At 62.0% G+C, this 12,516-nt stretch carries 7 protein-coding genes; all 7 read right to left on the reverse strand.

Annotated features, from left to right (window positions below; translation table 11 throughout):
* Positions 1-38 precede the first annotated feature (38 nt).
* Positions 39-884, reverse strand: a complete 846-nt coding sequence (locus ACWPXV_RS04950) for a MetQ/NlpA family ABC transporter substrate-binding protein (protein ID WP_454084186.1) — start codon at positions 882-884, stop codon at positions 39-41.
* Positions 885-904: 20 nt separating this feature from the next.
* The gene (locus tag ACWPXV_RS04955) at positions 905-1,573 is read right to left on the reverse strand and encodes a methionine ABC transporter permease (RefSeq protein ID WP_454084187.1); all 669 of its coding nucleotides are present in this window, start codon (positions 1,571-1,573) and stop codon (positions 905-907) included.
* A complete protein-coding gene (locus ACWPXV_RS04960) occupies positions 1,573-2,595 on the reverse strand; it encodes a methionine ABC transporter ATP-binding protein (RefSeq protein WP_454084188.1) in 1,023 nt (340 codons plus the stop codon). The genes ACWPXV_RS04955 and ACWPXV_RS04960 overlap by 1 nt, the downstream gene beginning before the upstream one ends.
* Before the next feature lie 631 nt (positions 2,596-3,226).
* Positions 3,227-5,380: a BREX system Lon protease-like protein BrxL gene (gene brxL, locus ACWPXV_RS04965; protein WP_454084189.1), complete on the reverse strand. Its 2,154-nt coding sequence runs from the start codon at positions 5,378-5,380 to the stop codon at positions 3,227-3,229.
* 11 nt (positions 5,381-5,391) lie between these two features.
* Entirely contained in the window at positions 5,392-7,887 is a 2,496-nt protein-coding gene (gene pglZ / locus ACWPXV_RS04970; protein WP_454084190.1) for a BREX-1 system phosphatase PglZ type A, read from the reverse strand.
* Positions 7,884-9,128, reverse strand: coding sequence for a Shedu immune nuclease family protein (locus ACWPXV_RS04975; RefSeq protein ID WP_454084191.1), 1,245 nt, complete (start codon positions 9,126-9,128; stop codon positions 7,884-7,886). The genes pglZ and ACWPXV_RS04975 overlap by 4 nt, the downstream gene beginning before the upstream one ends.
* Complete coding sequence (gene pglX / locus ACWPXV_RS04980; protein ID WP_454084192.1) at positions 9,128-12,514, reverse strand: BREX-1 system adenine-specific DNA-methyltransferase PglX; 3,387 nt, start codon at positions 12,512-12,514, stop codon at positions 9,128-9,130. Before pglX ends, ACWPXV_RS04975 begins: the two co-directional genes overlap by 1 nt.
* Positions 12,515-12,516: the final 2 nt, after the last annotated feature.

Genomic DNA, 12,516 nt, shown 5'->3' on the forward strand with positions numbered 1-12,516 from the left:
CGGGTGCGCCGTCGTCGTCGTGCGGTTCTAGAGGAAGCTCAGGACTGCAGCTCCTCGGGGATCCACCACAGACCGTCGTTGTTCTCCTCCATGTAGGTGGCGAACTCCTCGGAGTGGTAGGCGTCGACGATGGCCTGGGCCCACTCGGTGTCGGCGTTCTCCTCCTTGACGACGACCTGGAGGACGAGGTGGTCGAGGATGTCCTCGGTGGCCAGCGCGGTCGAGGGGTCGATGCCGGCGTTGTAGACGATGGAGCCGGTGATGACGATGTAGTCGAAGTCCACGCTCGCGGGCGGGATGGTGAGCGAGCGCATCTCGGTGATCTCGAGGTTGTGCGGGTTGGCGACGATGTCGGCCTGGGTGAGCATCGTGCGGTCGGCGTTCTCGTCGAGCTCGATCCAGCCGATCTTCTCGAGCAGCAGGTAGGCGCGCGCCATGTTCGAGGCGTCGTTGGGGACCGCGACGGTCGCGCCGTCGGGCACCTCCTCGAGCGTCTCGTGGTTGTCGGAGTAGATGCCCGCGGGGACGGTGGGGATCGGGCTGATCGGCACGAGGTCGCCGTCGTTCTCGGCGTTGAAGGCCTCGAGGTAGGCGGTGTGCTGCTCGACGTTGAAGTCGACGTCGCCGTCGTTGAGGGCGATGTCGGCCGTGAGGAGGTCGGACACGTCCTGGGACTGCAGCGTGTAGCCCTGCTCCTCGAGGATGGGGGCGACGGCGTCCTCGAAGAGCTCGGTGTAGGGGCCCTGGGACTTGCTGTAGGTGATGGTGGTCTTGTCGCCCGACGCGGAGTCGGTGTCGGCGGAGTCGCTCGAGCCGGGCTCGGCGCAGGCGCCGAGGAGGAGCGCGAACGGCAGCGCCAGGGCGAGGGTGCGGAACTTCTTCATGCGGGGGGGTGCCTTTCGGGTCAGCGGGGTTCGCGCAGGCGGCGGGACAGGTAGTTGCCTGCCGCCTGCATGAGCTGGACGAAGATGACGAGGATGACGACGGTGAACACCATGAGCGGGGTGTTGAAGCGTTCCCGGCCGTAGGTGAGGGCGAGGTCGCCGACGCCGCCACCACCGCCGTAGCCGGCCATGGCGGTGGCGCCGAGGAGTCCGACGACGCTCGTGGTGAGCGCCAGGACGATGGAGCTGTAAGCCTCGGGCAGGAGGAAGCGGCGCACGATCTGGGCGTTGCTCGCGCCCATGGCCTTGGCGGCCTCGAGGACGCCGGGGGAGACCTCGAGCAGGCTGGCCTCGACCATGCGCGCGATGAACGGCGCGATGTAGACGATGAGTGGCACGAGAGCCGCGCGGCTGCCCACGCTCGTGCCGACGATCGCCCGGGTGATCGGCATCATCGCGACGAGCAGGATGATGAAGGGGATGGAGCGGACGACGTTGATCGTCACGTTGACCGCGGCGTACGTAACGCGGTTCTCCATGAGGCCGCCGCGGCGGCTCAGCACGAGCGCGAGGGCGAGCCCGATGCCGACGAGCGTGCCGAAGAGCATGCCCCAACCGAGCATGTAGACGGTCTGGACACCGGCGAGAATCAGCCGGTCGACGGTGACGCCGAAGATCTCCTGGTCCATCAGGCGGCGATCCTCTCTCGCAGGATCCCTGCGTCATCGAGCAGCTGTTCTGCGCGGCGGACGGGTTCGGGGCCGCCGATGAGCTGGACGAGGAACAGGCACAGGACCGACTCCTGCAGCTCCTCGACGGTGGCGCCGAGGATGTTGACCTCCAAGCCCTCGATGCGGCTGAGGGATGCGAGCAGCGGCTGGCGGACGGTGTCCCCGACGAAGCGCAGGCGTAGCAGCTCCTGGGGGCGGGGCTCGGCCTGGACCATCTCGAGCAGCGGCGCGGGGATCTGGTCGTTGACGACGGTGCGGACGAAGTCCTGGGTGATGGGTTCGCGGGGACGGGTGAAGACGTCGAGGACGTTGCCGCGCTCGACGATCCGGCCCGCCTCCATGACGGCGACCTTGGTGCAGATGCGCTGGATGACGTGCATCTGGTGGGTGATGAGCAGGATCGTCACGCCCATCTCGCGGTTGATCTTCTTGAGCAGCGCGAGGATCGACTCGGTGGTCTTGGGGTCCAGGGCGCTGGTGGCCTCGTCGCACAGGAGGATCGAGGGCTGGGTGGTGAGGGCGCGGGCGATGCCAACGCGCTGCTTCTGGCCACCGGAGAGCTGGCGGATGCTGGCGTTGCGCTTGTCCTCGAGCTCGACGATCTTGAGGACCTCGTCCACCCGGCGGTCGATCTCGGCCTTCGATGCGCCCTGGATGAGGAGCGGCATGGCGACGTTGCGGTAGACGGTCTTGGTCTCCAGGAGGTTGAACTGCTGGAAGACCATGCCGATGTCGCGGCGCTGGCGGCGCAGCTCGCGGGAGGACATCGCGGTGAGGTCCTGGCCGTTGACGTTCACCGTGCCGGCGTCCGGCGTCTCGAGCTGGTTGACCATCCGCAGGAGGGTGGACTTGCCGGCGCCGGAGAAGCCGATGATACCGTACACGTCGCCCTGGTCGACGTCGAGGGAGACGTCGACGAGCGCGTCGACGGTGCCGTTCTTGGTGACGTAGCGCTTGGAGACGCCGTTGAGGGTGATCATCGGGCGGTAGGGCCGAACGGCGAGGACGACGACGGCGGGTGGTGCGGTGTGCTGGTCACGACGGTTCTTTCGCGAGTTGTGGGCACAAAAAAACGAGGCACGGACTCGTGCCTCGTTCGGATGCGGGTGCGTCAGCTATGGAGCGTGCGGCAGCCCGGGCGGAACGAAGCCAGGGCAGCGACAACAGGTCTGCGCCATGGTTCATTCCTTCCTTGTGGTTGTGGCGTCAACGTAGCACGTGGGCGACAGGTATTGGATCGAGGTCTTGAGGTGACAAGCCCCTGAGGGTTGATCACCCGCCTCGGACGCCGGCCATCACGAGCCGGGTACTGATGACTCGAGACCACCGAGGCTGGGGCATACGTCTGTCGGGCGACTGCGGTCACGTGGGACGCGCCGGCACGCCTACGGACGCGCACGACCCGGGAAAATTGGACGGTCTCGAAACGGGGCTCGCGAACGTCCTATGCCTAGTCGGAAAGCAAGTACGCCTCATGCGAGGCGCCAAGCGCGTCGCGTCGTTCTAAGTCTGTCATCGACGGTCGAGAAGTGGACAAGTTTCGACGGCGCCGTTACTGCTCAGCTCTCAAGCGCCGCCGACAGGAGTCGATTGCCTGCGCGTCCGTGGTCATCAATCGCTCTCGTCCTCGCGAACGTAAGTAACGCCAAAGGCCTTGAGCTGGCGGTAGTGCTGGAGCTTTGCCGCCAGGTCGAAGGTGTCGCTCGGAACGTACTGAAAGATGTCGAGACCCCGGCCGAGATTGATGCGCCAGCCATTGTTGGCCACTATCGAACGGTCGTGGATCGTGCCATCGAATTGCACGTCGAGCGTGATCCCGGCGACGGCAGCCGCTTGCTTGACGCGAAGAAGAAATTCCATCTGCTTCTGCAGCTTCTCCGAACCGTCAGTGTTCTCGCTGGTCACGAGGAAGACATTCACCTCATCCGCCGGGTCCTTCACGAGGGCCAGTGCCTCGATTAGCTCCATGAGGTTGCGTGCTTGGTGGAACTGCCGGATGTACGGGTCGACGATCTTGATCTCGGAGGCTCCGGCGAGATATGGCAACAGGAGCGTATGGTAGGAGACGCCACGCTGGTTCTCCTGGAACTCGCGATGGCCCTCGAGGAGCGGCTCGGGTCTGGCGGCATCCCCGCCGGGCGCCGAAACCGCCGCCCTTCCCCCGTCAGGTACACCGGCTTCCGTCATGTCGCCCTCGCCATGGGTGGGACGGCTCCGGTGGTAGTAAGCGGGGTACTCGTCTTCCTCTAGGGTCGTGACTGCGTGCCACTCGCCGCCCTTGTCGACGTAACCGAACCTCACGTCGGCCATCGTGGTGTCGATGCGCAGGATCTGGTCCTTGACCCGCTTACGCCCCTCGACGGCAAACCGAAGGATCTCCTCGATCTCGTCCTGCGTGGCCTCACCATGCGGGTAGATGATCTTCATTAGGCCCGAGAACGTCTTGTGGATGCCGTCGCGGTCACGCGTGGAGATGTCGGAGCCCAGCTTGAAGTGCCCCTGATAGCGGTCGGAGTAGTCGGAGTTCCGCATCGACTTGAGCACCTCGGCGATGTAGTCAACCACGAACCCAAACCCGTCTGAGAACATCTCGCCGCGGATCGTGTCGACTTCCCAACCCGGAACGTAGAAATGCAGGCGATCGAGGTACGCCGAGTCGTGGTAACTCTCGGGAAGCTCATCGAACAGGTCGGAGTGCTTGAGCATGTGTGGCACGTTGTGGGAGGTGTTACCCACGAAGACCATCGAAGCCTCGGCGCCCAAGGTCTCCACACCGCGCGAGAACGACTTGTTCGCCATGTAGTTTTTCATGATGTCGACTAGCGCCTTGTCCGTGCGCTTTTTCTTGCCCGCGAACTCGTCGAAGGCCACGACGTCCCAGTAGCCGACGAGGCCGATCCGGCCATTGGAGTTGTTGACGAAGAGCTTGGCGACGGTGACCTCTCCGCCGGAGACCAGCATGCCGTGCGGAGAGAACTCCGAGAAGATGTGCGACTTGCCGGTTCCCTTGGGCCCGAGCTCGACCAAGTTGTAGTTGCGCTCGACGAACGGGATTAGTCGCACGAGCTGAAGGAGCTTGGCGCGCCGACCGAACATCTCGGGGTTGAATCCGATGGACTGGATCAGCAGATCGATCCACTCATCGGTGGTGAACTCGCGCCTCGCAGAGGTGTAGCTGTCGAAGTCGAAGTTGGACAGCTGGATCGGCTTAAGTGACCCGAGTTGCCAGGGAACGACACGGGCATCGTCGAAGTGGAAGTAGTCAATGTCGCAGATGCACCAAACGCCGCCGACGAGCAACTTCGGGTGCGCGTTGACCGTGGCCGCCTCCACGATGACACCCTTGATTCCGAGGTTGGAGAACTCGGCCTCGTATCGGTCTTCCTTGTCGTTGAGCGTGACCGTGACCTTGTCGATGATCTTGTAGCGACCGCGCTCGCGGATGATCGACTTCACGAGCTCGGACTGGTTCCGGTGGACGTAGTGGTCGGCGAGGATCTGGCGCACCGAACCAATGCCGGCCTGGATCGTGGCCTCGTCGTCGGACGCGGCGTATTGACCAAGGAGGTACTCCAGGACGTAAGACGGGACGATGGCGTTGCCTTTGACCGCCTTAACCAGATCTTTACGAACCACGACGCCGGCGAAGTGCTGGTTGATCTTCTTGTCGAGTTCGGACTGCTCAGGCTCCTGGTCTTCAGTCTCCTCTGCCAAGTTGTCGGAGAAGTCGTCATCGATCACATGGAGATTGGCGTCGTCAGTCATGTCAGCCCGTCCTAGAAGTCGAAGTCCGATGTAAACGAGCGCTTAAGGGTGTAGATCGCCTTCTCGTAGACACGCCACTGGTTCGTGTTCGGGATCCTCTCTTCAAGGCGGAACTCGACGGCTCGGTTGTTGTAGTCGTTGGCATCCTTGTTCAACAGCAACTGGATGCTCTGGTAGCGGTCGCGCTGCTCGACCGAGGTGGCGTCGAAGGTCAACTCCGGCTGAGGATTGTTGGATAGCAGGGTCTCGCCGACGTAGAGACCAGCGCGCAGCACGCGCGCCTGAACCTTGTCGGTGACCGGCTCGGACTGGTACAGCTTCACGACGAGCTGCCCGGTGGTGATCTTGTCCGTATCGGGCAGCACCTTAACGTTGACCGACCGGGTGTCGCTCTTACGCTTCTTGTTGACTGCGAGCACTGGGACAACGACCTCCTGCAAGGTCGCTCCCCCGTGCACGAAACGTGAGCCGCCGCCGGGCAGGCGGAGCCGGTGGATCGACTTGGGGATCTGTACCTCGATGTCGCTGTCGAGTTTGAGCTGGGCGCCGCTGAATGTGGTGAACGCGTAGTCGACCTTCAGTCCGTGGCCCAGCACGTAGCGTTTGTTCTTGACCAGGATGCTGTCGCCCTGGGGGGACTCCGAGAGGAAGAACTGCTCGGGTAGGTCCTCGGCCTGGAATAGGAACCCGTGGTCAGCAGTGACGAAGATGTTGGTGGCGTTGGCATTAGCTGCCTTCTTCACCAGGTCGACCAGCTCGCTGAGTGCCTGATCGACTGCCTCGAACGCCCGCCGTTCGGTTCCCTGCTTGTCTCCGGTGGCGTCGATCACGTCGTGGTAGACGTACAGGACGCGGTTGTTCTTGAAGAGCTCTCGACGTTCCACTGAGCTGAGCGCCTTGAAGTCCTCGGCCTGGATCGCGGTACCGCCAACGCCTTCCAAGATTTTCCTGCGTAGCGCGGTGCCGTTGGTTGGCTGACCGTCGGCAAGGACGGTCTTCCCGTCGGCCGAGTGCCTGAGAGTACTGTGCGGGAGCAGCGCCGCCATCCCGAGCTGGGTGTAGCTGGGCAACACCCCGAGAACCGCTTCGAGGTCGGCGTCGAAGCGGTCTTCTTGGCGGATGCGCGAGCCGAGCTCGTCGGCGATTTCGTAGCGAAGGGCGTCGGAGATGATGACGAAGGCCTTCTTGTCGTCGCGGACGAGCTGCTCGACATTGTCGCGGTAGAACGTCCGCTGGGACCGAAGAGCCGACGACTGCCAGTGGTTCACGGCATCGACCTGCTGTTGAAAGGCGTTCCCCAATTCGTACACGAACTTGTTCGTGTAGCGCTGTTCAACATGCTCGCGCAGCGGCTCAAGCGGGTGTGGCCCCTCGAAGGTGCGTCGTGCATGCGTGAACTGGCGGTAGAGTTGGTCGATGCGGAACCACTCGGCGCGATAACGCTCCAGTGCCTCGTCGAACGAGGAAAAAGAGAAGTCGATGGTGTTCAACTCGGAGAGCAGTTCCGCTGCCGCACCAACTGCTGTGTATAGCTGGCGGTAGCCGTCGATCCACACGCTGCTCTGCCGGGCGCGTACTACCTCGGCCACCTCGCGCGCAGTGACGGTCTGCTCGGTGACGGCTCGAGCAAGCTCGGCGATGATCTTCTGGTCGGCTTCCTCGAACAGGTCGATGTCGATAAGGTCACGGAAGGTCGCGCCTTCGATCCTCGCCTTGTAGTCCAGGTCAGCCGCTGCCCGCTTGGCCAACACTGACATGGCATCTTGGCTGCGGCGGTCGTTCCGCAGGCTGGCGAAGTCGAGCTGGATGTTCTGAAGTCCCCCTGGTCGATCGGACTCGAAGCCGTCGATGGCCTGCCGGAAGATCCAAAGGATGAAGTCGTCGATGCTCGGCGTAGCCGACGCGTAGCCGTAGATCGAGGCAACGCCGCGCCAATAGAAGTCGTCGAGGCCGAAGTCGGCCAGGGCATCCAACTTGCTGTGCTGCACCTTCGCGTTCTCAGCGAGCAGTGTGCGGGTGATCTCCAGCAGGCTGTGCCCCTTCTGGCCGAGAACGACAGCGGACATCTTGGCGCGCAAGCGCGCCGCATCGTCGTCAGGCTCCAGGAGCGCCTTGAGGCTATGGACGCGCTTCGTCACAGCAAAGAACTTCTCGTGCTCCTGCACCACCGCCTCGATGCCGTCCGCAGTAAGGCCGAGGTCATGGGAGATGAGCGAGCTTCGGTCTGCGGTGAAGACTCCGTAGGCCAGTTCGAGGTCGACCAGCCAGTTGCCGATGCTGGCGGGCACCTGGCCCGAGCGGTAGACAAGAAACTTGTCGTTCGGGTGCTCGTGAAGCAGCCGGTGCCTGATGGCGTACTCATCATTGGCGACGCGCAGCGTCGTGACGTTCGGCAGGTCGAGACTGTCGATGTCCGAGGCATACTGGCCCTCCAGGTCGTGCCAGAAAACGACCCGGTGCTCGCTGAAGAGCCGCTCAAGATGCTCGCGAATGGTGGAAGAACTCATGCAGACTTCCCGGCTGTGCGAACGGTCAGAGACGCAATGACATTCGTCAACCGGCGTAGCAGGTCATCATAGGACATGATATCCAGAACGTTGGAGTAGCCGCGACGTGCGAACTCAAAATCCATCTTCTCCCTGTCGCTCAGGTCGTCGTCGCGACCCGAGAGGATGATGGCCTTCGGATTTGCGATCCTGACTTCAAGGCCCGCCGGCAGATTGCCCGTGTGCTTCGCGGTGATGTAATTCTCTCCGTCCCGACCAGACTTGTTGAGATAGAAGAGGTACTTCTCCGCCTGCATGAGTGACCCTGAAAGCTCGCGAACGGGAATGTGGTTATCGCGGTACTGGCGCTTCGACACGAGCCCCCGCTTGAACGGCTTCTTGATCTCGATGATGTCCACGCAGCCGTTGGCCGCGACGAGCATCAGGTCGATATAGCGATCCGTGTCCCTGAGTTTGTTGGAGTAGCGCTCCTTGACGTGAACATTGTGTAGCACTGCAACGTACTGAGGAAAGCACAATAGGAAGAGGTCAGCGACGGCAACCTGCCAATCTGCCTCCGGGTAGTTGTCTGCATCGTCGAGCATCTCGACCAGGCGGTCCCTAACGTATGTGAACTTCTCAAGTTCGAGTTCATTCACGACGGGCATCCGGCCGTGGAATTCGCCCCGCGTCGAAGGCCCGTAGCGTGCCCGGCGATCCATGTAGTCAGCAAGCCCCTGTTCGGCATCCGACATGGTCTCCATGTACTCGCGAAGTACGCGAGTAACGCGTGCTCGCGAGTACTTCGTAAGCTCCGTTGAAGTCGGGAAGTCGTGCAACAGACGCGCAAAATCGTCAGCGGGGATTGCGCCGGGCAGTGATCCACCGATGACGATCTGTTCATCAACCAAGTCGTCAATGCGACGGAAAACGGAGATGTTGCGCTCGGCGACGAACACCTGCTGGCGAAGCTGGAGGGAGTCTGCATACAAAAGGTCGTGCTTTAGCCCGAGGATGTCCTTTCCGATCACTCGGTAGCCATTGTGGATCGATCCGATCTTGAAGCGACGAGCGTCCTCGCCGTCGAACCCGAATTCGTCGTCCGGATCGGGGGCCACCAAGTCCGACTTTCGAACCGTGAAGGTTCGCGACAGGGTGGCTTTGCCATCCGAGTCAAGCTTCTCGTCGAGCCAACCCGGCCCAGATTGCTCCGGCCGATAGACCAGCACGACCTCACTCCCGTGGCCCTCGAACGAGATCATTAGCTCGCCTCCAGGCCAGGGATCTTCTTGAGGGCGGCGCCAAACTTTGGATAGTTGGCTTTCACGCCGTCATCGAGGTCAATCTCGATGTTCTGTGCCGCCAACGGGTAGAGGACATTGTGCTCATAATCGTCGAGCTCCAGCAGGACCTTGCGAAGGCGGTCGGCTTCCTTGGCGTTGTTAGAGCGCTCGGCGTGCTCGAGGCTAGCCTTGAGTTTGGCCTGGAACTCACGAAGGTACTCGTTAAGCACAGTTGAGACGGTGGATGGGGTGTAACGGTGCATGTAGATGAGCACGTTAAACGACCCCTTCGGGCTGGAAAACAGCCAGTAGATTGGTCGCTTCTTGTACCGCTGCCAGTGGTCCCTATAGAAGGTCCGAACGAAGTAGTCCCGAAGGCTCTTCACCCCGAGCGACTCGGTGACGAACCGCAAGTTGTCGTCGAAGTGTTCATCTCCGAAAGCGGCGCGGAGGAATTGGCGGAACCGCTCGACGATGTCGCCTTCGAACCAATCGCCCTCGACGATCGGTATGACGTTGTCGGCCTCTGGCCCGAAAGTCGGCATCGGAACGTTCGCGAGGTAGTCCTGCAACGTAGCGCCTTGGTCGGCAAGGATCAGGCCTGGCGCGTCGAGGCTGTAGCGCCCGAACATGCACCCGACGGCGTAAGAGATCAGGTCTCGGACTGTTGAGCCTAGAGAGTAGGGTTGGACAAGCGGCGCCGCCGATGGGGACTGAGCAGCGCCGGCAAGGAGGGCCGTTTGAAATAGTCTTGCATTCTCTTCCTCAGTCTGCCACAACTGACTCTGAATTCGAGCATCTGTCTCGCGAATGGATTCCACGCTAAGCCGGAGCGAGGGATGCCTTGCAGTGCCACCCATGAAGATCGAGTCGAGACCGACGAATCCCGTTGATGTCTCCGCCCTGTCAAATAGTGTGCGCGAAAGATCGATCGCTCGCTGGGCCATCGCTTCAATTTCCGGAATCTCCAACGCCTCTTTCGGGATGGGAAGCTGAGCGAGAGTGCCCACCCCGAAACCCTTCGCAGAAACCAGACGTGCTAAAACCTCGAAAGCTGCACTGTTCATGAGCGCAAGCAAGTGCCCAATGGTTGTTTCGCCAACTGGAAACACCATCGAGTTCTTCTGATCGAAGATGGCGCCGCCTGACACAAGCCGTGCCTTGAGGCTGCCCGCGAGTCCACCATAGGAAAGTCCCGGCCGAAAATAGTACGCCGAGTTGCGCACCACCGAGCTCGGATGTTCTCGAATCTCCGCACCATCATCCCTCCAATCAACGACCAAGTCCTCGCGCGCGAACCAGCGAGTTGGCGAACTTGACTTCACATATGGGGCCCAACGATAGTCACGCTCAGACCCAGGGACGCGGATAGTAGAGACTGATACCTCGAACCACCGACGCAGAAAGGCAGCATTGTCTCCCGTCTGAAGCCCCGTGCGCACTTCTGCGATCGAAGTCATGGATGGTGCGGAGGCAAACGCACGATGCGCTCCTTCGGAGGCCGAATACGGCGAGAAGACCCGCCCCGGAAAGACATCGAACCATTCGAGCGCATGCGTGAAGTGGCGAGATTTGTCTCGGAATTGTGCGATCTTCGCTTCGACCGTCGCTCCGCCCGTAGCGGCGATGAAGGTGGTTGCGGGCCCTGGAGCGTTGTTCTGAAATAGCGTTGCGGAAACTTGGACAACCTCGCCCGAGATTTCGGGGAAAGCACGCGATCCGAGGTGGAGGACAATCCGAGGAGACAACACATCTCGAACGACGTCTCGGAAATCGGCACATTCGGCGTTGCCAAGCCAACTATCCATGCTCAGTAGGCCGATGAATGCCTTCTGCTCAACGAGAGAGCGCGAGCGCAGCGCAAACGCGAGATCCATCCCGGTGAACCCTTCCGGGAAGTTCTCCGCTACATAGTCGTAGAGAAGTCCGCCCATATTGCGGGCATCCATGTAGGGGGGATTAGCTACAAGCACGGAATAGCGGTTGGAGAGGATCTCTGCCTGGCGAATTGCCCGCTGAGCCCAATCGAGCGCCGCGGCTAGGAATAGGTCTCCCTCGTCGTCGAGCGTGTCCAGGTGGCGCCCCAGCCGGGCAGCGAGGTTGGCGTCGGGCTGGATCAAAGACCCCAACGTGTCCGCTTCCGCGAACTGGTTCCAGAACGCCTCCTCCGCGTGCTTGTCGCCGTCCTTGGTGGTGAGGAAGCCCAACTCGTCAGGGGTGAACGAGATCGGCTCGATGACGCAGATATTGGGCGCGACCTGCTTGTTGAAAAAGGTGCGCTGCCGATCGCGGGCCTTCATGATGAGGGCGAACGCGGCTAGCGCGCCCGCACGCGGGTCGATCTCAGTGCCGTAGAGGTTGTGGGTGAGGATCAGGCCAGGAATCTCGGACGGCGCGTAGCCCTCCTCCTCGTAGATCGCGTAGAGGAGGTCGAAGGCGTAGGTGAGCATGTGGCCCGAGCCGCAGGCCGGGTCGATGACCTTCAGCTCCTCGGGCTTGGTGATCTTGAGGAAGTCCGTCTCCTCGTCGACCGGGGCGATGTAGTAGTCCATCTGGCTGACCAGACCCGAGTTCGGGTGGTTGAGCATCCATAGGCGCCCAAGAGAGTTCTCGACGAGGTAGCGGACGATCCAGTGCGGGGTGAAGAGCTGAGTTGCGGCGGGGATCTCGGCGGCTCCAGCCTTCTTGTTTTTCTTGAACCCGGCGAAGACCTCATCCTTCCGCTCCGAGATGTAGAACTGGTAGAGCCAGCCGATGACCTCGACGTCCTGGCACACATCCTCAGTCAGCACCTTCACCGACCGGTTGAGCACCGAGTCATCGGCAAGCAGGTTGGCCGGGATCAGCAACTCGGTGAAGTCACCCTCGCGCTCGAATATGAACGGCATGGCCTTGTTCCAGTAGCGACAGTAGTCCGCCAGCAGCAGCGCGTACGCCTCACCCTGTGGGTCACCACTTGCCAGCGTCCCGTCGAGCAACGCAGCCACCGTCTTGCGGGTGGCGTCGCTGACGACTTCCGCGTCGATTACGCCGCGCTTGGCCTCGGCCAGCACCTCAGGCTGGCCCACCTCGACCCCGGCCTGCGGGGAGACGACGCCGATACCGGTGTAGCCGTTGGCGTCCATGAAGCGCAACGCGATGATGCGGTTGAACCAGGTGTAGGCGACCTTGTCTGCCACGGCAGCACGTCCCTCACTGCCGCCTCCGAAGGCCGCAATGGCCTTCTCCAAGGCAGCGACAGCCTTCGCCTGCTCGACTCCCCCAGAGGAACCCGGTGCGAGCACCGCAGCGATGCGTGCGGTGACCTCACGGATGAGCGCGGTGCGGGCCCAGGTCGCGAAGTTCTTCAATGGTGCGGTTTCCATCT

The organism is Georgenia sp. Marseille-Q6866 (assembly GCF_965111665.1).

Excerpts from the sequence above, each read along its gene's own strand:
- ACWPXV_RS04950 (WP_454084186.1), bottom strand. The coding sequence starts at position 884 with ATGAAGAAGTTCCGCACCCTCGCCCTGGCGCTGCCGTTCGCGCTCCTC.
- ACWPXV_RS04955 (WP_454084187.1), bottom strand. The coding sequence starts at position 1,573 with ATGGACCAGGAGATCTTCGGCGTCACCGTCGACCGGCTGATTCTCGCC.
- ACWPXV_RS04960 (WP_454084188.1), bottom strand. The coding sequence starts at position 2,595 with ATGATCACCCTCAACGGCGTCTCCAAGCGCTACGTCACCAAGAACGGC.
- brxL (WP_454084189.1), bottom strand. The coding sequence starts at position 5,380 with ATGACTGACGACGCCAATCTCCATGTGATCGATGACGACTTCTCCGAC.
- pglZ (WP_454084190.1), bottom strand. The coding sequence starts at position 7,887 with ATGAGTTCTTCCACCATTCGCGAGCATCTTGAGCGGCTCTTCAGCGAG.
- ACWPXV_RS04975 (WP_454084191.1), bottom strand. The coding sequence starts at position 9,128 with ATGATCTCGTTCGAGGGCCACGGGAGTGAGGTCGTGCTGGTCTATCGG.
- pglX (WP_454084192.1), bottom strand. The coding sequence starts at position 12,514 with ATGGAAACCGCACCATTGAAGAACTTCGCGACCTGGGCCCGCACCGCG.